Below are 20,889 nucleotides of genomic sequence, written 5' to 3' on the forward strand. Positions count from 1 at the left end.
ACTACCCGAGCGGGACCACCCGCGCCGACCCGCCCCGCAGCTCGTGCACCGTCACGAACTGCGGGGCGACGCGCAGGTAGACCGGGTCGAACAGCTCGCCGTCCGCGAAGTGCGGGGCGGGGCCGAAGAGTTCGAGTTCGGCGGTGGTCGGCTCGATCTGCTCGCAGGTGCCGACGCACTGCACCGACCACTGGCCGTCGCCGCGCGGGTCCTCCCCGCCCAGGTTGTCCGCGCCGTACGCGACGACGCTGCCGATGCAGGCCACGTGGTAGCCGTAGCCCCGGTGCAGGCGCAGCAGGAGCCGGCCGTCGGCCACGATGTGGCGGGCGGAGGCGAGGAAGGGCAGTGCGCGCATGCTGGTGGCCACCCGCCCGTAGTTCACCCGGGCGAGGAGCTCGAAGCCGCGCTGGAGGTCGTCCGGCTGCGTGTCGGAGGGCATGTCACCACTGTGCGATGCCGACGCGGTGCCGGGAAAGGGGACCCCGCCCCCAGCACGGGGGACGTAGGTCCCGTGTCCGGTGGCGTCCGGGTGACGGGTCAGCGCTTCTCGGCCTGCATGCGCGCCACGTACGCGGCGGCCTGCGAGCGGCGCTCCATGCCCAGCTTGGACAGCAGACTGGAGACATAGTTCTTGATCGTCTTCTCTGCGAGATGGAGGCGCTCGCCGATCGCGCGGTTGGTCATGCCCTCGCCGATCAGGTCGAGGATCTTGCGCTCCTGGTCGGTGAGGCCTGACAGCCGGTCGTCCTCCTTGCTGCGGCCGCCGTCGCGCAGCCGCTCCAGGACGCGGGCGGTGGCGACGGGGTCGAGCAGCGACTTGCCGGCCGCGACGTCCCGTACCGCCGTGAGCAGCTCGTTGCCCCGGATCGCCTTGAGCACATAGCCCGAGGCACCGGCCATGATCGCGTCGAAGAGGGCCTCGTCGTCCGCGAAGGAGGTCAGCATCAGGCACTTGATCGACTCGTCCTGGGAGCGGATCTCGCGGCATACCTCGACCCCGCTGCCGTCGGGCAGGCGCACGTCGAGAACGGCCACGTCGGGCCGTGTCGCGGGGATGCGCACCAGGGCGTCGGCGGCCGTACCGGCCTCGCCGACGACCTCGATGTCGTCCTCCACGGAGAGCAGCTCGTGGACGCCGCGCCGGACCACTTCGTGGTCGTCGAGCAGAAATACATGGATTTTTCCGTCTTCGCGCACGGATTCAGTCTCACACACGAAGTCTTCCCGCGCCCCGGGTGACCGGGATAACGTGCCGGTGTTCCGGCCCCCTGCCAGGCTGAGACCGGTGCCGGTCGCACATGCTGTGACCTGCGACGCTCCGTCCCGCGTGCGATTACTAGGAAATCCAATCAACCAGTTAGTTGGAAATCCAAGCAAAATCGCAGGTCAGATGGGGTTTCGCAGATGTGTGGCCCACTGGGTAACGTGCTGGGTGAAGGGTGCATGCCGGGACGCGAACAAGTTCTTTCCAGTCACGCCTGTACCCGTTATCAGCGCACCCACCCCGTGCGTGGACGGATCAGGCGAGCCGAGCCGACTGGCCATCCGGCAATCCCGGGGGCCGGACCGACGGAGGAGCACACGTGACCGTAGACAGTGCTGACAGCACTGCCGCTGCGCAGCAGGCACGGCCGCCGCGCAAGCGGGCTGCTGCGAAGAAGTCTTCCGGGACGTCTTCCGGGACGAAGAAGTCCCCCGGCGGGCCGGAGCTGATCCAGCTCCTGACCCCCGAGGGCAAGCGCGTCAAGAACGCCACGTACGACCGGTACGTCGCCGATGTCACCGACGACGAGCTGCGCGGTCTGTACCGCGACATGGTGATGACCCGTCGCTTCGACGCCGAGGCCACCGCGCTCCAGCGCCAGGGCGAGCTGGGCCTGTGGGCGTCGCTGCTCGGCCAGGAGGCCGCCCAGATCGGCTCCGGGCGGGCCACCCGCGAGGACGACTACGTCTTCCCGACCTACCGCGAGCACGGCGTCGCCTGGTGCCGCGGTGTCGACCCGACGAACCTGCTCGGCATGTTCCGCGGTGTGAACCACGGCGGCTGGGACCCGAACAGCAACAACTTCCACCTGTACACGATCGTCATCGGCTCGCAGACGCTGCACGCCACCGGCTACGCCATGGGCGTCGCCAAGGACGGCGCGGACTCGGCCGTGATCGCGTACTTCGGTGACGGCGCGAGCAGCCAGGGCGACGTCCTGGAGGCCTTCAACTTCGGCGCGGTCTACAACGCCCCGGTCGTGTTCTTCTGCCAGAACAACCAGTGGGCGATCTCCGAGCCCACCGAGCGCCAGATGCGCGCTCCGCTCTACCAGCGCGCGCAGGGCTTCGGCTTCCCGGGCGTGCGCGTCGACGGCAACGACGTCCTCGCGTGCCTCGCGGTGACCCGCTGGGCCCTGGAGCGTGCCCGCAACGGCGAGGGCCCGACCCTCGTCGAGGCGTTCACCTACCGGATGGGCGCGCACACCACCTCCGACGACCCGTCGAAGTACCGGGCCGACGAGGAGCGCCAGGCGTGGGAGGCGAAGGACCCGATCCTGCGGCTGCGCTCCTACCTGGAGACGCGGACCGACACGGACGAGGCGTTCTTCGCGGACCTCGACGTCGAGAGCGAGGCGCTCGGCAAGCGCGTCCGTGAGGTCGTACGGGCCATGCCGGACCCGGGCCACCTGGCCATCTTCGAGAACGTGTACGCGGACGGGCACGCGCTCGTCGACGAGGAGCGGGCCCAATTCGCCGCCTACCAGGCGTCGTTCGCTGACGGGGAGGCCTGACGGTCATGGCGGTACAGAAGCTTCCGATCGCCAAGGCGATCAACGAGTCCCTGCGCACGGCGCTGGAGAACGACCCGAAGGTCCTCGTCATGGGCGAGGACGTCGGCAAGCTCGGCGGCGTCTTCCGCGTCACGGACGGACTCCAGAAGGACTTCGGCGAGGAGCGGGTCATCGACACCCCGCTCGCGGAGTCCGGCATCGTCGGCACCGCGATCGGCCTCGCGCTGCGCGGCTACCGGCCCGTCGTGGAGATCCAGTTCGACGGTTTCGTCTTCCCCGCGTACGACCAGATCGTCACGCAGCTCGCGAAGATGCACGCCCGCGCGCTCGGCAAGGTCAAGACGCCGGTCGTCATCCGTATCCCGTACGGCGGCGGCATCGGCGCGGTCGAGCACCACAGTGAGTCGCCGGAGGCGCTGTTCGCGCACGTCCCGGGCCTCAAGGTGGTCACGCCGTCCAACTCCAGCGACGCGTACTGGATGTTGCAGCAGGCCATCCAGAGCGACGACCCGGTGATCTTCTTCGAGCCGAAGCGGCGCTACTGGGACAAGGGCGAGCTCGACACCGAGGCGATCCCGGCCCCGCTGCACGGGGCGCACGTGGCGCGCGAGGGCAGCGACCTGACGCTGGCCGCGTACGGGCCGATGGTGAAGGTCTGCCTGGAGGCGGCCGCGGCGGCGCAGGAGGAGGGCAAGTCCCTGGAGGTCCTCGACCTGCGCTCGATCTCGCCGATGGACTTCGACTCCGTACAGAAGTCGGTGGAGAAGACGCGGCGGCTCGTCGTCGTGCACGAGGCTCCCGTCTTCCTCGGGTCCGGCGCGGAGCTCGCGGCGCGGATCACCGAGCGGTGCTTCTACCACCTGGAGGCGCCCGTGCTGCGGGTCGGCGGCTACCACGCGCCGTATCCGCCGGCGCGTCTGGAGGACGAGTATCTGCCGGGGCTCGACCGGGTACTCGATGCTGTCGACCGCTCGCTGGCGTACTGAGAGGGGGCTGAATCATGGCTCGTGAATTCAAGATGCCGGACGTGGGCGAAGGCCTGACCGAGGCCGAGATCCTCAAGTGGTACGTGCAGCCGGGCGACACCGTCGAGGACGGGCAGGTCGTCTGCGAGGTCGAGACGGCGAAGGCGGCCGTCGAGCTGCCGATCCCGTACGACGGTGTGGTGCGGGAGCTGCTGTTCCCCGAGGGCACGACGGTCGACGTCGGCCAGGTGATCATCTCTGTGGACGTGGCGGGCGAGGCGCCGGCCCCCGCGCCCGAGCCGGTCGCGGTGGCGGCCGAGGCCGTGGAGGCCGTGGAGGAGGCCGCGCCGACCGGGCGGCAGCCCGTGCTCGTCGGCTACGGCGTCGCCGAGTCGTCGACGAAGCGGCGGGCCCGCAAGGGCGCCGCGCCGGAGACCGTGGCCAACGGGACGCCGACGCTGACCCGGCCGCTGGCCAAGCCGCCGGTGCGCAAGCTCGCCAAGGACCTCGGCGTCGACCTCGCCACCGTGATCCCGTCGAACCCGGACGGGATCATCACGCGTGCGGACGTGCACGCGGCCGTCGCGCCCGCGGCGCCCGCCGCCGCACCCGAGGTGGTGGAGCAGGCCGCTCCGGCGCCCGCCGCCGTCCCGGCCGCGCCCGTCGCGTCGTACGACACCGTGCGCGAGACCCGGATCCCGATCAAGGGCGTCCGCAAGGCGACCGCGCAGGCGATGATCGGGTCCGCGTTCACCGCGCCGCACGTCACGGAGTTCGTGACGGTCGACGTGACGCGCACGATGAAGCTCGTCGAGGAGCTGAAGGCCGACAAGGACATGGCCGGGCTGCGGGTCAATCCGCTGCTGCTCATCGCCAAGGCGCTGCTCGTCGCGATCAAGCGGAACCCGGAGATCAGCGCGGCCTGGGACGAGGCCCACCAGGAGATCGTCCAGAAGCACTACGTGAACCTGGGCATCGCCGCGGCCACGCCGCGCGGTCTGATCGTGCCGAACATCAAGGACGCGCACGCCAAGACGCTGCCCGAACTGGCCGCCGCGCTCGGCGAGTTGGTGGCGACCGCCCGTGAGGGCAAGACGTCGCCGGGTGCCATGCAGGGCGGCACGGTGACCATCACCAACGTCGGCGTCTTCGGCGTCGACACCGGTACGCCGATCCTGAACCCGGGCGAGTCGGCGATCCTCGCCGTCGGCGCGATCAAGCCGCAGCCGTGGGTCCACAAGGGCAAGGTCAAGCCGCGTCAGGTGACGACGCTCGCGCTCTCCTTCGACCACCGCCTGGTGGACGGGGAGCTGGGCTCCAAGGTCCTCGCGGACGTCGCGGCGATCCTGGAGCGCCCCAAGCGCCTGATCACCTGGAGCTAGGGCCTGCCGGGCCCGGGCCCTCGGGCCTGAGGAAGTGACGGAGAAGGGCGCCCACCCCGCCGGGAGGGCGCCCTTCGACGTGAGCGGGTCCTACTTCTTGAAGCCGTAGTCCATCAGCTTCTTGGCGTCCGACGTGCGGGCGGAGACCGACGTCGACTTGAGCACCGTGCCGATGACCGTCTTGCCGTTGCGGGTCGCCGCGAAGACGAGGCAGTAGCCGGCCTCGGGGCCGGAGCCCGTCTTCACGCCGATCGCGCCGGTGTAGGTGCCGAGCAGGGTGTTCGTGTTGGACCACGACATGTAGCGGTAGCCGCCGGACTTCGTCGTGACCTTCTGCTTCGTCGACTTGGTCTTGACGACCGTGCGGAACGTCGAGTTCTTCATCGCCGACGACGCGATCTTGGTGAGGTCGCGCGGCGTCGAGTAGTTCGAGCCCTGGCCGATGCCGTCGAACGAGTCGAAGTGCGTGTTCTTCAGGCCCAGGTCGGCCGCCGACTTGTTCATCTTGCCGATGAAGGACTTCACGCGGGCGGCGCGCGTGGTGCCCGAGCCGAACTTGTCCGCGAGCGCGTACGCCGCGTCACAGCCCGACGGCAGCATCAGGCCGTACAGGAGCGAGCGGACGGAGACCTTGTCGCCGACGATGAGCCGGGCGGACGAGGCGTTGTTCCTGACGATGTAGTCGCTGTACGCCTTCGAGATCGTGACCTTGGCGTCCAGGTTGAGGTTCTTCTGGGCCAGCACCACCTTGGCCGTCATGATCTTGGTGGTGGAGCCGGTCGACCGGCGCGTGTCCGCGGCCTTGGTGAACAGGGTCGTGCCCGTCCCGTTGTTCATCACGAACCCGCCCTTGGCGGCGATCGTGGGGGTGGCCAGCGTCGCGGCCTGTGCGGAGGTGGTCAGTGCTCCGCCGGTGAGCATCGTTCCCGCGACGAGAACGGAGATGCCCGCTATGCGAGTTTTCAACTTAAACGCTCCAAATGCCCCTAGGGCGCGGGCTCTTGAGCGAGGCCGCGCGTAAGTGAGACATCTGGGGCGGGTGAGTGGTTGCCCAGAAAACGCACAGGATGCGACTCCTGACGCGACTGCCGGTCGGTGTCCCGCATCGTGGACCGGGTCAGGGTTGCGTACGTGTTGTATCTATGATGTGCGCATGCCCTCGCCAGCCGTCGCCAAGCGTGTCACCGACAAACAGATCACCGAGAAGCGCCAGCCCGCCGCCGAGCGGGTCTACGACCACGTCAAGAGCGGTGTGCTCGAACGCCGTTACGAGGGTGGGACGTTGCTCACCGAGGGCGAGCTCGCCGAGGCCGTCGGGGTGTCCCGCACCCCCGTGCGCGAGGCGCTGCTCAAGCTGGAGGTCGAGGGGCTCCTGCGGCTCTACCCGAAGAAGGGCGCCCTGGTGCTGCCCGTCTCCGCGCAGGAGATCACGGACGTCGTGGAGACCCGGCTGCTCGTCGAGGAGCACGCGGTCCGCAAGGCCGTGCCCGCCTCACCGGCGCTCCTGGCCCGCCTCGCGGAACTCCTGGAGGTCCAGCGCGGGCAGGCGGCCGCCGGGGACTTCGCCGAGGCCGCCGCCACCGACCGCTGCTTCCACGCGGAGATCGTCCGCAGCGGCGGCAACGCGATCCTGTCCCGCCTCTACGACCAACTGCGCGACCGGCAGCTGCGGATGGGCGTCGCCGTGATGCACTCCCACCCCGACCGCATCGCCAAGACCCTCGCCGAGCACGGCGAACTCCTCGACGCGCTGCGCTCCGGCGACACGGACGCGGCCGTCGCCGTCGTCCACCGGCACGTGGGCTGGTTCCAGAGCCTGGCGCGGGGTGACGTGCGATGAGTTCCACCGCCTCGTCCTCCGCCGTGCGGCTGCCCGGCGATCCGCCTGGCGGCCGCCGGGCCGTCGCCGTGTGGTCGATCGGCGTCGCCGTCTACTTCGTCGCGGTCATCTTCCGCACCTCGCTCGGTGTCGCGGGCCTCGACGCCGTCGAGCGGTTCCACATCAACGCCTCGGCGCTGTCCACGTTCTCGATCCTCCAGCTGCTCGTGTACGCGGGCATGCAGATACCCGTCGGCCTGATGGTCGACCGGCTCGGCACGAAGCGCGTCCTCACCTTCGGTGTGGTCCTGTTCACCGTCGGACAGCTGGGCTTCGCGTTCTCCTCGTCGTACGGGATGGCGCTCGCCTCGCGCGCGCTGCTCGGCTGCGGCGACGCCATGACGTTCATCAGCGTGCTGCGGCTCGGCACGCGCTGGTTCCCCGCGCGGCGCGGGCCGCTGGTCGCGCAGCTGGCCGGGCTCGTCGGCATGGCCGGCAACCTGATCTCGACGCTGGTGCTGGCGCGGCTGCTGCACGGCGTCGGCTGGGAGGCCGCGTTCGCGGGCAGCGCGCTGCTCGGCGTCCTCGTCCTCGTCCTGATGCTGCTGTTCCTGAAGGACCACCCCGAGGGGCACGAGCCGCCGCCGGTACCGGCCGCGCACAAGGGGGCCGCGTTCGTGCGGGCGCAGATCGCGGCGTCCTGGCGGGAGCCCGGGACGCGGCTCGGACTGTGGGTGCACTTCACGACGCAGTTCCCGGCGATGGTGTTCCTGCTCCTGTGGGGCCTGCCGTTCCTCGTGGAGGCGCAGGGCCTGTCGCGGGGGACCGCGGGCGAGCTGCTGACGCTGGTCGTGCTCTCCAACATGGTCGTGGGCCTGATCTACGGGCAGATCGTGGCGCGGCACCACAGGGCGCGGCTCCCGCTGGCGCTCGGCACCGTCGGGGCGACCGCCGTGGTGTGGGCGACGCCGATCGTCTGGCCGGGCCGGTCGCCGATGTGGCTGCTCCTGGTGATGTGCGTGGTGCTGGGGGCGTGCGGCCCCGCGTCGATGCTGGGCTTCGATTTCGCGCGGCCCGCGAATCCGCCGGAGCGCCAGGGCACGGGCTCCGGGATCGTGAACATGGGCGGGTTCGTCGCCTCGATGACGACACTGCTCGCGGTGGGCGTGCTGCTCGACGCCACCGGCGACAACTACCGCGTGGCCTTCTCGGTGGTGTTCGTGCTCCAGGCGCTCGGGGTGAGCCAGATCCTGCGGCTGCGCGGGCGGGCGGCCCGGGTGGAACGGGAGCGGCTCGTCGCGTCGCGGGTGGCGTCCGTGCACGTGCCTGTCTGAGCGGCGGGCCGGACCGGGGTGCTCAGCCGGGCGGGAGCGCGGGCCTCTTCGGAGCGCTCGTCCCGTGCCGGGGAGCCGCCTTGCCCGCCTGCCGCCCAGGTGGCGGCGGGCTGCCCGGAGCGGCGGGGCGGCAGCCGGTGCGGGCGGCGGATCGGCCGGGGGGCCGGTGTTACGGGGTGACCGCCATCGAGCGCAGGATCGCCGCCGCCAGGTCCGTGTCGCCCTCGATCTTGATGTGGTCGGCCACCGCCTCGGGGGTGACGCGGCCGCAGGAGAGCCGGACGTACGTCTCCCAGTCCGTGGCCAGCGTCGCCGCCGGGCCGAGGGAGGGGGCGCCGTCGATCGTGCCCTTGCCGTCCGCGTCGACGCGGACCGTGCGCAGGAACTCGACCGGGCCGTGGATGTCGAAGACGACCGCCGAGTTGGCCGGGGCGCCCGCGTCCTTCGCGACGACCTTCGGGAGCACCGCGAGCAGCATGTCGCGGGTGACGTACGCGCCCGGCGCGTCCAGGTTGCCCGGCTTGCCGAGGGCCCGGCGCAGGTCCTGCTCGTGCACCCAGATGTCGAACGCCCGCCTGCGCATGGCGAATTCGAGGGTCTCCTCGACGGCGCGCGGCCCGCGCACGAGGGCGGAGGGGGCCCGCGTCTCGTTCCTGATCTGCCGCGAGCGGCGGATGATCGTGTACTCCAGCTCGGAGACCATCTCCGGCGCCGTGTGGTGGCGGCGGACGTCGACCTGCACCTCGTGGTACCGCTGCGTCTCGGTCTGTACGTGGTAGAGGTCGCGGGGCAGCGTGTGGATCGGGCGGGGGTCGCCGAGCATCTCGCAGTCCGCGCCGATGACATGGGACACGATGTCGCGGACCGACCAGCCCGGGCACGGGGTCGCGCGGCTCCACTCACCCTCAGCGAGCGGCGTGACCAGCTCGGATATCGCTTCCACGGAGTGGGTCCAGGCGTCGGCGTAGGTCTGAAGGCTGGGGTGGAGACTCACGGAAGGGGACCCCTCGAGGAGCGGTGTGCGGGCAATGAAATGGGCGGCAGTGGCAATGGGTGGTTAAGAAGTTACGCTGCCTGGGGGCACCCCGGCAGTGCTTTCGTGTGACGATCGTAGGCCCGTGTTGACGGCTCGAATGCCAGGACGGTGGTAGTGTGCGCGCCTCCCTCATCCAGATCGCAGTAAACGAGGACGAATCGGTCGACGCGCGGCGTGAGCGCGTCAGTTCACTGGTACGGGATCAGGCCGGGTCCGCGGACCTCGTCGTGCTGCCGGAGCTGTGGACGACCGGGGCGTTCGCCTACGAGTTGTTCGCGGCGGAGGCCGAGCCGCTGGAGGGACCGACGTTCGAGGCGATGGCGAAGGCCGCGCGGGACGCCGGGGTGTGGCTGCACGCCGGATCGATCCCGGAACGCGACCCGGACGGGCCGCTCTACAACACCGCGCTGGTCTTCTCGCCCGAGGGCGAACTCGCCGCCACCTACCGCAAGATCCACCGGTTCGGCTTCGACAAGGGTGAGGCCGTGCTGATGAGCGCGGGGCGTGAGCTGGTCACGGTACGGCTGCCGGAGACGGTCGTCGGCCTGAGCACCTGCTACGACCTGCGGTTCCCCGAGCTGTACCGGGGGCTGGTCGACCGGGGGGCCGAGACGCTGATCGTGTCGGCCGGGTGGCCGGAGCGGCGGCGGTCGCACTGGACGCTGCTCGCGCAGGCGCGGGCCGTCGAGAACCAGGCGTACGTGGTGGCGTGTGCGGGGGCCGGGACGCACGCGGGGGTGCCGCAGGCGGGGCACAGCATCGTGGTGGATCCGTGGGGAGAGGTGCTCGCGGAGGCGGGGGCCGGGGAGGAAGTGCTGCGGGTGTCGTTCGATCCGGGGCGGGTCGGGGTGACGCGGGAGCAGTTCCCGGCGCTGAAGGACCGGTTGCTGGGGATGGATGTGCCGCGGCGTTCTTGACGGGCGGGGTGCTGACCGGTCGGGGCGGGGCCGGGGTGCGGCCCTGTCGGAGCGCTCGCCCCGCGCCGGGGCCGCCTCGCCCACCCTGCCGCCCCCCGGCGGCGGACTGCCCGGGGCGGCGGGTGGCGGGTCGGTCAGTCGATGACTCCTCTGTCCTTCTCGGCCAGGTGGATCACGCATACCGCCACCGCGATGAGCAGCGCCGGGTCGGCGTCGTCGCGGACCACGTTCACGCCGTACGTGTCGCGCACCCGCAGCCAGCGCCGGGAGATCTCGGCGAGGAGTTCGCCCTCGTACTCGACGGCGAACTCGCGGTCCAGGATCTTTCCGCTGACGTCGAGTTCCGTGCTGCCGTCGGCGAGTTCGACCCGGTAGTGGTTGCGCAGCAGCGACAGGCGCTTGCGTTTCACCTTGGCCAGCGGCTCGTCCCCGCGCTCGATCACCATCGTGTCGCGCAGGGAGAGCATTTTCTCGTGGATGTCGATGAGGACGCGGCCGTCGGGCCCCTTCAGCTCGAAGGTGTCCCGAAGGCGCATCGCCTTGCCGTCGACGAGGAACGCCTTGCGGCCGTTCTCGTCCTCGATCCAGTAGTCCTCGCCCACGGCGAAGAGTCGTTCTCGAACTTCGTAGCGCATACGTCGATGAGTGCCCGGAAGCGGCCGCCCGGACCCCGCTCGGGCCCGGCCGGGTGAATTCGGCGCGAACACGATGCGCGTACGCCCCGCCGGGTGAGTGGATGCGCAGGACCGTCACGCACCGTGCCCGGAGGTAACGCCCCGTGAGACACCGCCGTCCCCGCCGCCTGCTCGCCCTCGCCCTGGCCACCGCGCCCCTGCTCCTCGGCGCGCAGCCGGCGGGCGCGGACGCGGCGCCCCGCTACCAGGAGTACGTCGCGCTCGGCGACTCGTGGAGCGCCGACGTCACACCCGTGGGCATCCGGACCGACCAGGCGCCCAGCGGCTGCGCCCAGTCCGGCTGGAACTACCCGCGGCAGGTCGCGAAGGCCCTGAAGACGGTGCGCTTCAAGGACGCCACCTGCGGCGCCGCGACCTCCGCGCACCTGCGGACCGCGCAGGACGTCACGTACGTACCCGGTCTGCTCGACGGCGTGAACGAGCCGCAGCTGAAGCGGGTCTCGAAGAGCACCGACCTCGTCACCTTCGGGTTCGGCGGCAACGACATCGGGCTCGCGGGCGCCGCCCTCGGCTGCTTCAACCTGCTGCCGCCCCTGGAACCGCTCGCCGCCCTGAAGCTGCCCGCGCCGCTCGGCAAGGACTGCAGGTCCGGCTGGGTGCGGCCCGACGGCACCGATCTGATGACCCGGCGGATCGCCGAGGCCGAACCCCAGCTCGTACGGGCCATCGAGGACGTGCGGGGCGCGGCCGCCGACGACGCGACGGTGCTCGTCGTCGACTACCTGGCCGGTGTCCCCGTCGACCACGGCTGCTACCCGTCCGTGCAGGCCCACGACGGCGACCTGATGTGGCTCGGCGAGAAGCTCAAGGAGCTGAACGCGATGCTGCGTTCGGCCGCGAAGGAGGCGGGCGCCGGCTTCGTCGACACGTACAGCGGCAGCGTCGGGCACGACGTGTGCCAGGGGCCGGGCGCCCGGTGGGTCGAGGGGTTCGTGCCGCTGAGCTCCGAGCCGCCGTTCCTCGCCGTACCGCTGCACCCGAACCGGCTCGGCGCCGACCACCAGGCGCGCTCCGTGCTCAACACCCTGCGGACATAGGCCGGTTCGATGGTTCGTGCAACCGTTCGGGTGAGCCGTGGGTCCCATGGGGTGGACGTGAACCAACGACCGAAGGAACCCCCCATGGCTCAGGCACGAACCCGGATGGCCGCGTCGCTGGCCGCCGCCGTCCTCGTCGGCAGCGGCCTCACCGCCCTGTCGCTCGCGCCGGCCCAGGCCGCCACCGCGGGCAGGGCGGACGCGGTGGACGACTTCAACGGCGACGGCTACGCCGACCTCGTCTCCGCCGCACCCGGCGGCACCGTCTCCGGCCAGGCCGCCGCCGGCTATGTCGCGGTGACCTACGGCTCCGCGCAGGGCATCGCCCCGACCCGCAAGAAGCTGCTGTCCCGCTCCACGACCGGCATCCCCGGCGCGGCCACCGCCAAGCAGTCGTTCGGCCAGTACGTCACCAAGGGCGACCTGGACGGCGACGGCTACAGCGACCTCGTCATCGGCTCCCGGGCCGCCACCGCGGGCAGCGTCGTCGTGTGGGGCTCGGCGACCGGGCTCACCGGCGGCACCGCGATCCCCACGTACGGGCGCTCGCCGCAGGCCGGCGACTTCGACGGCGACGGGAAGACCGACCTCGCCCTGTTCGCGGGCATCACCGCGTTCGGCGACGACCCGGTCGACCAGCAGGCCGCCCTGTTCAAGGGCCCCCTCTCGCGCGCCGGAGTGCCCGCCGCCAAGGGCGACTTCATCGACAGGTCCCAGTGGTGGGGCTACGGCGCCGAGGACGCGTCCTGCGCCGCCACCGACGAGTGCGTCGACGGCCCGCACTCCCTCGCGGGTCCCGCCGTCGGCAAGTCCGTCGGTGACATCAACGGCGACGGCCGCGACGACCTCGCCATCTACTCGTACGGCGGCGACGGAACGAACGCGAACTCCGTGCTGTACGGCGGTGCCTCGGGCTTCAAGAAGGGCTTCGCGTTCGGCGCCCACGGTTCCCTCGCGGTCGGCGACGTGAACGGCGACGGCTACGACGACGTGGTCAGCGCCGACGGCGACGGCTCCGACGGCGACGAGTCGGGCGCGGTGACCGTCGCCCTCGGCGCGGCCGACGGACTGTCCCGCGAGCGCGTCCAGGTCTTCGACCAGTCGCTGCCCGGCTTCTACGGCGCCCAGGAGGAAGGCGACCGGCTCGGCTCGTGCGTCGCCGTCGCCGACATCACCGGCGACGGGAAGGCGGAGGTCGCGCTCGGCATCGCGGGCGAGGACTTCGGCGGCAAGACCGACGCGGGCAGCTTCGCGCTGCTGCACGGCACCGCGACCGGGCTCACCGGCACCGGCTCGCAGGTCCTCAACCAGAACACGGCGGGCGTCCCCGGGGTCGCCGAGACCGGCGACAGGTTCGGCGCGGACTGCGCGCTGCTCGACCTGAACGGCGACGGCCGGCGCGACCTGGCCGTCTCCGCCACCGCGGAGAACGCCTCCGAGGGCGCCGTCTGGACCTTCCCCGCCACCGCCACCGGCATCACCGCCACCGGCTCCGTCGCCGTGAACCCGCACGATCTGGCCGCTCCGGCCACCAAGGCGCTGCTGGGCAGCCCGCTGCGCTGAGCGGCCCGTAGCGCCCGTTTGCAGTAGCCCGGCGCGCGGCGCACGGGGTTCGCCCGTCTCCTTGGGACATGACCAGGGACGACGAACTTGCCGCGCTGCGCGCCCGGGTGAGCCAGCTGGAGGCCGAGGCCGCGGCGCCGCGTGTCCCCCGGCACCCGCGCTGGAAGACCGCGCTCGCGGTCGTCCTCATCGTGCTCGCGGCGGTGCTCACGCCGCTGAGCGCCGTGGCCGTCTGGGCCGACTCGATGATCGGCGACACGGACCGGTACGTCGCCACGATGGAACCCCTGGCCTCCGATCCGGACGTGCAGGACGCCGTCGCGAACCGGGTCACCACCGCGGTCATGCGGCAGATCGACGTCGACGACCTGCTGAGCGACGTCGCCCCCGACGAGCGTCCCCTCCTGGAGAAGGCGATCGGACCGGCGAGCGGCGCGATCACCAGCGGCCTCACGTCGCTCGTGCGCACGACGGCCGAGAAGTTCGTCTCCAGCCCCGCGTTCGCCACCGTGTGGAAGCAGCTCAACCGCACCGCCCACGCCGCCGTCGACAAGGCGCTCACCGGCAACGGGGACGGCGCCGTCCAGGTCGAGGACGGCGAGGTCACCCTCGATCTCGCGCCGGTCGTCGAGAAGGTCAAGCAGGCGCTCGTCGACAACGGCCTGACCGTCGCGGCGAAGATCCCCGAGGTCCACACCACCATCACCCTCATGCAGTCCACGGGCACGCTCGCCAAGGCGAAGAAGGGCTTCCGCCTCCTCCAACTCCTGTCCTGGGTGCTGCCGTTGATCGTCGCGCTGCTCGTGGTGGGCGGCGTGCTGCTCGCCGGGCGGCGGCGCCGGGCCCTGGTCGGGGCGGCCCTCGCCGTCGCGGTCGGCGCGCTCGTCCTCGGCCTCGCCCTCTGGCTGGGGCGCTCCTTCTACCTCGACGCGCTGCCGCCCGACGTCTCACGGCCCGCGGCCGGTTCGGTCTACGACACCCTCGTCCGCTTCCTGCGCACCGGCGTCCGCGTCGTCGCGGTGCTCGGCGTCGTCGTGGCCCTCGCGGCCTGGCTGGGCGGCCCCGGGCGCTGGGCGCGGGCGGTGCGCGGCGGCTGGCGCGGCGCGATCGGCTCCGTACGGCAGGCCACCGGCGTGGGCACGATCGGGCCGGTCGGACCGTGGGTGCACCGGATGCGTACGTGGCTGAACTGGACGGTGGCCGCGGTCGCCGCGGCCGTGCTGCTCGCCTGGAACTACCCGACGGGCGCGGTCGTCGCCTGGATCGCGGTGTGCGCGGTGCTGGCGCTCGCGGTCATCGAGTTCCTGGACGCGCCGGAGCTGCCGGACCCGGCGTTCCCCGGGAGCGAGGCCGGGCCGTTGGGCCGTACGGGCCCCTGACGCGCGGTGCCGCAGCAGAATGAGCGGCATGGAACCTGTTGCGCTCGACGCGGTCCTGAAGACCTTCGACGCGATGTGGAGCCCCCGCATCGTCACCACCGTCAACGACTACGACGTCCGCCTCGCCAAGGCCGAGGGCGAGCACGTCTGGCACGTCCACGAGGACACCGACGAGTTCTTCCTCGTCGTCGAGGGCGAGCTCACGATCCATCTGCGGGAGCCGGCCGGTGAGCGCGCGGTGGTCCTGCCGCGCGGCTGCGTCTTCACCGTCCCCCGCGGCACCTGGCACAAGCCGCACGCGGCCCCCGGCACCGCGATCCTCCTCCTGGAGCCCACCGGCACGTCGTCGACGGGCGACGCCCACGACCCCGTGCCGGAGCGGGTGGACTCGACGACGGGGCACGTGTGGCGGGCCTGAGCGCAACGGTCAGCCGGCGTACGGCATACGGGAGTTCCACGACAGGACCTCGATGCCGTCGGCGCGCTTGCCCGCGTACTCGACCTCGCCGGGCGTCTTCAGCGTGACGGACGCGCCCGAGGCGTCGGCGTCGTTCATGACCAGGGACAGGCGCAGCGACGTGAAGTAGTCGTCCTCGGCCTTGACCTCCTGGTAGACGGGCAGCGCCGAGTAGACCGTGGCACCGGCCGCGACGAGCAGCGGCTGCGCGGGCTGCTCGTCGTCCTTGGCCACCGGGACGTCGCCGTTGGCGTCGCCGGGGGTGACGACCGGGAACTTCTGCACGGTGCAGGCGGCGCCGGACGTGTTGACGGCCTTGATCAGCAGGTGGTCGCCCTGCTGCTCGGGGTTCTTGCGCTCCAGGGTGTAGCGGAGCGAGGTGACCTTGCACTCGGGGGCGGACGCGGCGCTGCCGCCGCCCTTCGAGGAGTTCGAGGCGGGCGACGCCTTGCTGTCGCTGCCGCCGCCGCTGGTGCTGGTGGTGGTGCCGCTGTCGGTACCGGTGCTCGCGGTCGCGCTCGCCGCGGCCGGGGAGGCGGCGCCCTCGTCCTTGGTGGCGCCGTCGGTGTCGGCGCCGTTGCAGGCGGTCAGGGCGAGGCCGAGCACGGCGACGGCGGTGGCGAGGACGGTGGTGCGGGCGGTGCTGCGCGTGCGGGTCACGGTGGTTCTCCCCCGGTTCTGTGCGGCCGTCCGCTGGTGCGTCGGCCGCTGTGATGACGTTCTGCGCGGCCGTCCGCTGGTCCGTCGGCCGCTGTGATCACTACAGTGCCCGCCGCCGTCGCCGTCCTGTCGTTCCCGCGCTAACGCCCCGTCGCCGTTCCGCTGTCGCCCCGTGCGAGCTGGGCTTTCGCCTCGCGCACCCCCCGCTCGAAACCCCGCTCCAGGGCGTCCTCGTGCGCCCGGCGCAGGCACGCGCGAGCCGCTTCGGCGTCGCCCAGCGCGTGCAGGGCGGCGCCCCGCGAGACGCGCAGCAGGATCTGGCGCAGCGGGGCGAGACCCTCGTCGGCGGCCGCGCCGGGCAGCGACAGACCCCGCTCCGTGCAGGCCAGTACGCCGTGGTGGTCGGCGCGGGAGGCGAGCTGGCGTGCCTGGTGCTCCAGGGCGAGGAGTTCGGTCAGGACGTCGCCGTCGGCGCGGGCGAGCGCGACGGCACGCGCCACATGGGCCAGCGACTCGGTGCCGCACGCGCCGCCCCGGTCCATGGCGATGGCCAGATTGACCAGGGCCGTCGCCTCGCTGGACGAGTCGCCCGCGCGGGCGGCGAGCGGCGGCGCGAGTTCGAGGTGGTCGAGGGCCTCGCCGAGCCGCCCCTCCTCGGTGAGCACCCAGCCGAACAGGGCGCGGATCCGTGACTCGGCGTCCGGGTCGTCGAGCCGGACGGCGGCCGCGAGGCCCGTGGCCAGCAGGGGCGCCCAGCCGTCGCGCACGTACCCGACGATGTACGGCCACTGGAGCACCACGAGTCGCCAGGCCCGGTCGTCGAGCCCCGCGTCGTGGGCGGCGACGGCGGCCGCAGCGAGGTTCTCGCGCTCGGCCGCGTACCAGGCCAGGGCGCTCGCCCGGTCGGCCGGAGCGGGCCCGCCGAGGTCCGGCCGCACGTCGGACGGCGGCACGCAGCAGGGCCGGTCGTCGGGCTCGGCCGCGGCGGCGGCCCGCAGCGCGGTGTGCAGGTAGTGGTCGAGGAGGCGGACCAACGGCTCGGGTGGCGCGGGCCGTTCGGCGGCCGGGGCGGCCGCGTCCGGGCACAGGCCGCGCGCGTAGAGCCGGACGAGATCGTGCATCGCGTACCGGCCCGGTGCCCGCTCGGTGACCAGGTGGGCGTCCGCGAGCCGGGACAGGGCGGCGGCCGCGTCGGCGGGCGGCAGCGCGGTGAGGGCGGCGGCCGCGTACCGGTCGAACTCGGGCCCCGGCACGGCGCCGAGGTGCTCGAAGAGCAGGCGGGCGTCGGCGGGCAGGGCGCGCAGGGTGAGCCGGAGCGCTGCCGCGACCCCGGTGTCGCCGGCGTCGAGCAGCCCCAGCCTGCGCTGCTCGTCGGCCAGGTCGTCGGCGTGGTCGGACAGGGTGCGGCCGGGCCGGGCGTTGACCCGGGCCGCGACGACGCGCAGCGCGAGCGGCAGTCCGTCGCAGAGCGCGGCCAGCCGGGCCGCGGCGTCCGGTTCGGCGGCGAGCCGGTCCCCGGCGCCGGTGGCGGCGGCCAGCAGGGCGGTGGACGCGCGGCCGTCGAGGACGTCGATGCCGACGGTGCGGGCGAGTTCGCTGACCGCGAGTCCCTCCAGGCGCAACCGCGAGGTGACCAGGGCCGCGCTGCCGGGCCCCGCCGGGAGCAGCGGGCGGACCTGGTCGGCGGTGCGGGCGTCGTCGAGGACGACGAGGTGGCCGCGGCGCTCGGTGCGCGCCCGGTACGCGGCGGCCAACGCGCCCTGCGTCTCGGGGAGTTCGCGGGCCGGGACCCCGAGCGCGATGAGGAACTCGCGCAGCACGTCGGCGGTCTGCGGGGCACCGTCGCCGTCGCTGAAGCCGCGCAGGTCGGCGAAGAGGACGCCGTCGTAGCGGCCCTGGACGGTGTGGGCCCAGTGCAGGGCGGCGGCGGTCTTGCCGACCCCGGCGGGGCCGGTGAGGACGACGACGGCCTGCTCGCGGCACGCGGCCTCGTCCAGCGCGGCCAGCTCCCGTGCGCGGCCCACGAATCCGCGCGGTGCCCGCGGCAGCAGATCGGGGCGGGCCGCGTCGCCCGGCTCCGGGCGGACGACGGGTGCCTCGGGGCCGGTGACGTCGGGCGTGACGACGGCGGGCGGCGCCGACGCGGGGCGGTCCTGCGGGTCCGCGCCGGCCAGGATCTCCGCGTACGCCTCCCGCAGCGCGGGCCCCGGGTCGACGCCGAGCTCCTCCGCGAGCAGGGTGCGGGTGCGGTGGTACTGGTCGATGGCGTCGGACTGCCGGCCCGAGCGGTACAGGGCCCGCATCAGCGCGGCGGCGAGGGGCTCCCGCATGGGGTGCGCGACGGCTTCCGTGTGCAGCAGGGCGGCGGCCCGCACATGGCTGCCGGACTCCCCGTACGCGCGGGCCAGTTGCTCCACCGCCGACAGCCGGGCCTCCTCCAGGCCGGCCGCGGCCGCCCGCAGCGGCCCGGCGGTGGCGACGCCGACCAGGGCGGGCCCGCGCCACAGCGTGAGCGCCTCCCGCAGCAGGGACGCCGCGTCCTCGGGGAGCGCTGGTCGTGGGCGAGCCGGACGAGTTCCTCGAAGCGGTGCGCGTCGAGCAGCGACTCGGGCATCTCCAGGACGTACGCGTCGCCGCGCGTCACGAGCCGCACGTCCCACTCGTCGGCCCCGCCCTGCGCGAGCAGGGCCCGCAGCCGGGACACATGCCCCTGTGCCACGGTCCTGGCCCGCGCGGGCGGGCCCTCCGGCCACAGCGCGTCGATCAGCTGCTCCAGCGGCACGGCGGTGTTGGGACGCAGCAGCAGCGCGGCGAGCAGGCTGCGCCGCTTGGCCGGACCGAGCGGGAGTTCCCCGCTCTCCGTCGCGACACCGACCGTGCCGAGCAGCCGGAACTCCACGACAGCGCCCCCCGTATGCCCCGAAAGCCTCACATGCGATTCGAGGTGATCCCCTGTGATCCCAGGTGATCAGGGTACGCGCCGGTAGCTACCGGGGACGACGTCCCTCGGCCCCCGCCGGGGACCTCAGAAACGGCGGTCCCGCTCCTCTTCCACGACGGTCGTCTGCGCCGGCGGGACGACGGTGCGGCGCCGCCGTCCGACGCTGCGGAACACGAAGAGGCCGATCAGGCCGACGATCATCAGGATCCAGCCGACCAGATCGAGATTCACGCTCTCCATGTGCCAGTCGGTCGCGAACGCCAGGATCGCCCCCACGGCGATCAGAATGATGCAACCCCCCATGCTCATGAGGTTCGCCTCCCAGACTGTGTGTGTCGTACGCATACTCGAAGACCCCGGGTACCCGGGGCCTTCGACGTCACACGCGCGTGGGGGAACTGGCGGAACTCATCCCTCCAGGAACGCCGTCAGGGCGTTCGCCAGCAGGAACGGGTCGTCGGCGCCGCACAGTTCACGCACGCTGTGCATGGAGAGGATCGCCGCGCCGATGTCGACGGTCTTGATGCCGTGCCGGGCCGCGGTGATCGGACCGATCGTCGTGCCGCACGGCATCGCGTTGTTGGAGACGAACGACTGGAACGGCACGCCCGCCTTCTCGCACGCGGCCGCGAACACGGCCCGGCCCGAACCGTCCGTCGCGTAGCGGTTGTTGACGTTCACCTTGAGGATCGGTCCGCCGTTGGCCCGCGGGTGGTGCGTGGGGTCGTGCCGCTCGGCGTAGTTGGGGTGCACGGCGTGACCGGTGTCCGACGACAGGCACACCGTCCCGGCGAAGGCCCGCGCCCGGTCCTCGTACGCGCCGCCGCGTGCGAAGACGGACCGCTCCAGGACGCTGCCGAGCAGCGGCCCGTCGGCGCCGGTGTCGGACTGCGAGCCGTTCTCCTCGTGGTCGAAGGCGGCGAGCACGGGGATGTACGGCAGCTCCTCCTGCCGGCTCACCTCGGCGAGCGCGGCCGTACAGGCGTGCACGGACAGCAGGTTGTCCATCCGCGGCCCGGCCAGGAGTTCCTGGTCGCGGCCGAGGTAGGCGGGCGCCTCGATGGCGTACGTCATCAGGTCCCAGCCGGTGATGTCACCGCGGCCGAGCCCGTACTCGTCCTCCAGGAAGCCGAGCAGGTCGCCCTCGTGGACGTCGTTGCCCAGGCCCCAGATGGGCTGCATGTGGCGCTGCTTGTCGAGCTTGAGCCCGTCCACGTTCACGGAGCGGTCCAGGTGGACGGCGAGCTGCGGGACGCGCAGCAGGGCGCGGTCGATGTTCACGAGCCGCTCGCCGCCGTCGCGCAGCGAGATCCGGCCGGCGAGCCCGAGGTCCCGGTCGAGCCAGGAGTTGAGGAGCGGGCCGCCGTAGATCTCGACGGCGACCTGCCGCCAGCCGTTGCTCCCCATGTCGGGCTGCGGCTTCACCCGCAGGTTCGGGGAGTCGGTGTGGGCGCCGACGATCCGGAACGGGGTGTGGGCGCGCGCGCCCTCCGGCACGAACCAGGCGATGATCGCGCCGCCGCGCGTCACGAACTTCCCGCCGGTGGTCCCGTCCCAGGCGTCCGTCTCCGCGACCTGCTTGAACCCCGCCTTCTCCAGGCGCGCCGCCACGTTCGCCACGGCGTGGTACGGCGTGGGGCTCGCGGCGAGGAAGGTCATCAGGTCGTCGGTGTGCCCACGATCGAAGGGGCGGGAGGGTGTGCGCATGCGGCCAGAGTAGTGCGGGCCGCCGGGCGGCTGCGCGCGCGTGCCGGGGGCGGTGCGACGGCGGCCGCGGGCCGGTGGGGGTGCTCGCGCGGTTGCCCGCGCCCCTGAAATGCGGTCGCTGCGCGCCGTGCTTCCCCGACGGAGGCCGAGCGGCGAAGCCGCGAGCCTCCAGGGGCGCGGGGAACCGCGTGTGACCAGCCCCCACCGGGCCGCATCCGGC

Annotated in this window: 19 protein-coding genes and 1 pseudogene; 10 read left to right on the top strand and 10 right to left on the bottom strand. The window is 72.6% G+C overall.

Annotated features, from left to right (window positions below):
- Position 1: 1 nt before the first annotated feature.
- Entirely contained in the window at positions 2 to 439 is a 438-nt protein-coding gene (locus tag V2W30_RS20430) for a pyridoxamine 5'-phosphate oxidase family protein (RefSeq protein ID WP_338698495.1), read from the bottom strand.
- A 98-nt stretch (positions 440 to 537) separates the two neighbouring features.
- Positions 538 to 1,197 carry a response regulator transcription factor gene (locus tag V2W30_RS20435; RefSeq protein WP_338698497.1) on the bottom strand — a complete coding sequence of 220 codons (660 nt, stop codon included), beginning with the start codon at positions 1,195 to 1,197 and terminating at the stop codon, positions 538 to 540.
- 386 nt (positions 1,198 to 1,583) lie between these two features.
- Between V2W30_RS20435 and pdhA the strand changes: the two genes are divergently transcribed.
- From pdhA to V2W30_RS20450, 3 genes are read left to right on the top strand one after another with little or no spacing between them, the layout of a single operon-like run.
- A complete protein-coding gene (gene pdhA, locus V2W30_RS20440) occupies positions 1,584 to 2,777 on the top strand; it encodes a pyruvate dehydrogenase (acetyl-transferring) E1 component subunit alpha (protein WP_338698499.1) in 1,194 nt (397 codons plus the stop codon).
- 5 nt (positions 2,778 to 2,782) lie between these two features.
- Positions 2,783 to 3,763 (top strand): alpha-ketoacid dehydrogenase subunit beta, encoded by a 981-nt coding sequence (locus V2W30_RS20445; protein WP_338698501.1) that lies wholly within the window; start codon positions 2,783 to 2,785, stop codon positions 3,761 to 3,763.
- A 14-nt stretch (positions 3,764 to 3,777) separates the two neighbouring features.
- A complete protein-coding gene (locus tag V2W30_RS20450) occupies positions 3,778 to 5,124 on the top strand; it encodes a dihydrolipoamide acetyltransferase family protein (protein WP_338698503.1) in 1,347 nt (448 codons plus the stop codon).
- 90 nt (positions 5,125 to 5,214) lie between these two features.
- On the opposite strand, the gene V2W30_RS20455 is transcribed toward V2W30_RS20450, so the two are convergent.
- Entirely contained in the window at positions 5,215 to 6,045 is an 831-nt protein-coding gene (locus V2W30_RS20455; protein ID WP_338703704.1) for a D-alanyl-D-alanine carboxypeptidase, read from the bottom strand.
- Between the two features lie 232 nt (positions 6,046 to 6,277).
- On the opposite strand from V2W30_RS20455, the gene V2W30_RS20460 reads away from it, so the two are divergent.
- A complete protein-coding gene (locus V2W30_RS20460; RefSeq protein ID WP_338698505.1) occupies positions 6,278 to 6,964 on the top strand; it encodes a GntR family transcriptional regulator in 687 nt (228 codons plus the stop codon).
- Positions 6,961 to 8,277, top strand: a complete 1,317-nt coding sequence (locus V2W30_RS20465; protein ID WP_338698507.1) for an MFS transporter — start codon at positions 6,961 to 6,963, stop codon at positions 8,275 to 8,277. Before V2W30_RS20460 ends, V2W30_RS20465 begins: the two co-directional genes overlap by 4 nt.
- 169 nt (positions 8,278 to 8,446) lie before the next feature.
- Here V2W30_RS20465 and V2W30_RS20470 read toward each other — a convergent pair whose 3' ends face one another.
- A complete protein-coding gene (locus tag V2W30_RS20470) occupies positions 8,447 to 9,271 on the bottom strand; it encodes a maleylpyruvate isomerase family mycothiol-dependent enzyme (protein WP_338698509.1) in 825 nt (274 codons plus the stop codon).
- Between the two features lie 158 nt (positions 9,272 to 9,429).
- Here V2W30_RS20470 and V2W30_RS20475 point away from each other — a divergent pair, with 158 nt between their 5' ends.
- Entirely contained in the window at positions 9,430 to 10,230 is an 801-nt protein-coding gene (locus V2W30_RS20475) for a carbon-nitrogen family hydrolase (RefSeq protein WP_338698511.1), read from the top strand.
- Positions 10,231 to 10,364: 134 nt separating this feature from the next.
- On the opposite strand, the gene V2W30_RS20480 is transcribed toward V2W30_RS20475, so the two are convergent.
- Entirely contained in the window at positions 10,365 to 10,865 is a 501-nt protein-coding gene (locus tag V2W30_RS20480; RefSeq protein ID WP_338698513.1) for an LURP-one-related/scramblase family protein, read from the bottom strand.
- A 143-nt stretch (positions 10,866 to 11,008) separates the two neighbouring features.
- Between V2W30_RS20480 and V2W30_RS20485 the strand changes: the two genes are divergently transcribed.
- The 4 genes from V2W30_RS20485 (at position 11,009) to V2W30_RS20500 (ending at position 15,322) form a co-directional block, all read left to right on the top strand.
- Entirely contained in the window at positions 11,009 to 11,962 is a 954-nt protein-coding gene (locus V2W30_RS20485) for an SGNH/GDSL hydrolase family protein (protein WP_338698515.1), read from the top strand.
- An 84-nt stretch (positions 11,963 to 12,046) separates the two neighbouring features.
- A complete protein-coding gene (locus tag V2W30_RS20490) occupies positions 12,047 to 13,525 on the top strand; it encodes an FG-GAP-like repeat-containing protein (protein ID WP_338698517.1) in 1,479 nt (492 codons plus the stop codon).
- Between the two features lie 68 nt (positions 13,526 to 13,593).
- Positions 13,594 to 14,904: a hypothetical protein gene (locus V2W30_RS20495; RefSeq protein WP_338698519.1), complete on the top strand. Its 1,311-nt coding sequence runs from the start codon at positions 13,594 to 13,596 to the stop codon at positions 14,902 to 14,904.
- A gap of 28 nt (positions 14,905 to 14,932) precedes the next feature.
- Positions 14,933 to 15,322, top strand: a complete 390-nt coding sequence (locus tag V2W30_RS20500) for a cupin domain-containing protein (RefSeq protein WP_338698520.1) — start codon at positions 14,933 to 14,935, stop codon at positions 15,320 to 15,322.
- Between the two features lie 9 nt (positions 15,323 to 15,331).
- On the opposite strand, the gene V2W30_RS20505 is transcribed toward V2W30_RS20500, so the two are convergent.
- The 5 genes and pseudogenes from V2W30_RS20505 to V2W30_RS20525 all read right to left on the bottom strand — a co-directional run bounded on the left by V2W30_RS20505 (position 15,332) and on the right by V2W30_RS20525 (position 20,669).
- On the bottom strand, positions 15,332 to 16,021 hold the full coding sequence (locus V2W30_RS20505; RefSeq protein WP_338698521.1) for a DUF4232 domain-containing protein: 690 nt from the start codon (positions 16,019 to 16,021) through the stop codon (positions 15,332 to 15,334).
- A gap of 140 nt (positions 16,022 to 16,161) precedes the next feature.
- The gene (locus V2W30_RS20510; RefSeq protein WP_338698522.1) at positions 16,162 to 18,774 is read right to left on the bottom strand and encodes an AfsR/SARP family transcriptional regulator; all 2,613 of its coding nucleotides are present in this window, start codon (positions 18,772 to 18,774) and stop codon (positions 16,162 to 16,164) included.
- A pseudogene (locus V2W30_RS20515) lies at positions 18,732 to 18,953 on the bottom strand (transcriptional regulator); the annotation flags it as partial. The gene V2W30_RS20510 and the pseudogene V2W30_RS20515, both read right to left, overlap by 43 nt.
- 93 nt (positions 18,954 to 19,046) lie before the next feature.
- A complete protein-coding gene (locus tag V2W30_RS20520; RefSeq protein ID WP_338698523.1) occupies positions 19,047 to 19,271 on the bottom strand; it encodes a DUF6458 family protein in 225 nt (74 codons plus the stop codon).
- Between the two features lie 99 nt (positions 19,272 to 19,370).
- Positions 19,371 to 20,669: a M18 family aminopeptidase gene (locus V2W30_RS20525; protein WP_338698524.1), complete on the bottom strand. Its 1,299-nt coding sequence runs from the start codon at positions 20,667 to 20,669 to the stop codon at positions 19,371 to 19,373.
- Positions 20,670 to 20,889: the final 220 nt, after the last annotated feature.

This window comes from Streptomyces sp. Q6, assembly GCF_036967205.1.
Taxonomy (GTDB): domain Bacteria; phylum Actinomycetota; class Actinomycetes; order Streptomycetales; family Streptomycetaceae; genus Streptomyces; species Streptomyces citrinus.

Bases quoted from the DNA above. Each gene is read 5' to 3' on its own strand.
- V2W30_RS20495 (WP_338698519.1), top strand. From the start codon at position 13,594: ATGACCAGGGACGACGAACTTGCCGCGCTGCGCGCCCGGGTGAGCCAG.
- V2W30_RS20450 (WP_338698503.1), top strand. From the start codon at position 3,778: ATGGCTCGTGAATTCAAGATGCCGGACGTGGGCGAAGGCCTGACCGAG.
- V2W30_RS20465 (WP_338698507.1), top strand. From the start codon at position 6,961: ATGAGTTCCACCGCCTCGTCCTCCGCCGTGCGGCTGCCCGGCGATCCG.
- V2W30_RS20430 (WP_338698495.1), bottom strand. From the start codon at position 439: ATGCCCTCCGACACGCAGCCGGACGACCTCCAGCGCGGCTTCGAGCTC.
- V2W30_RS20445 (WP_338698501.1), top strand. From the start codon at position 2,783: ATGGCGGTACAGAAGCTTCCGATCGCCAAGGCGATCAACGAGTCCCTG.
- V2W30_RS20525 (WP_338698524.1), bottom strand. From the start codon at position 20,669: ATGCGCACACCCTCCCGCCCCTTCGATCGTGGGCACACCGACGACCTG.
- V2W30_RS20520 (WP_338698523.1), bottom strand. From the start codon at position 19,271: ATGAGCATGGGGGGTTGCATCATTCTGATCGCCGTGGGGGCGATCCTG.
- V2W30_RS20490 (WP_338698517.1), top strand. From the start codon at position 12,047: ATGGCTCAGGCACGAACCCGGATGGCCGCGTCGCTGGCCGCCGCCGTC.
- V2W30_RS20500 (WP_338698520.1), top strand. From the start codon at position 14,933: ATGGAACCTGTTGCGCTCGACGCGGTCCTGAAGACCTTCGACGCGATG.
- V2W30_RS20460 (WP_338698505.1), top strand. From the start codon at position 6,278: ATGCCCTCGCCAGCCGTCGCCAAGCGTGTCACCGACAAACAGATCACC.
- V2W30_RS20455 (WP_338703704.1), bottom strand. From the start codon at position 6,045: ATGCTCACCGGCGGAGCACTGACCACCTCCGCACAGGCCGCGACGCTG.
- V2W30_RS20480 (WP_338698513.1), bottom strand. From the start codon at position 10,865: ATGCGCTACGAAGTTCGAGAACGACTCTTCGCCGTGGGCGAGGACTAC.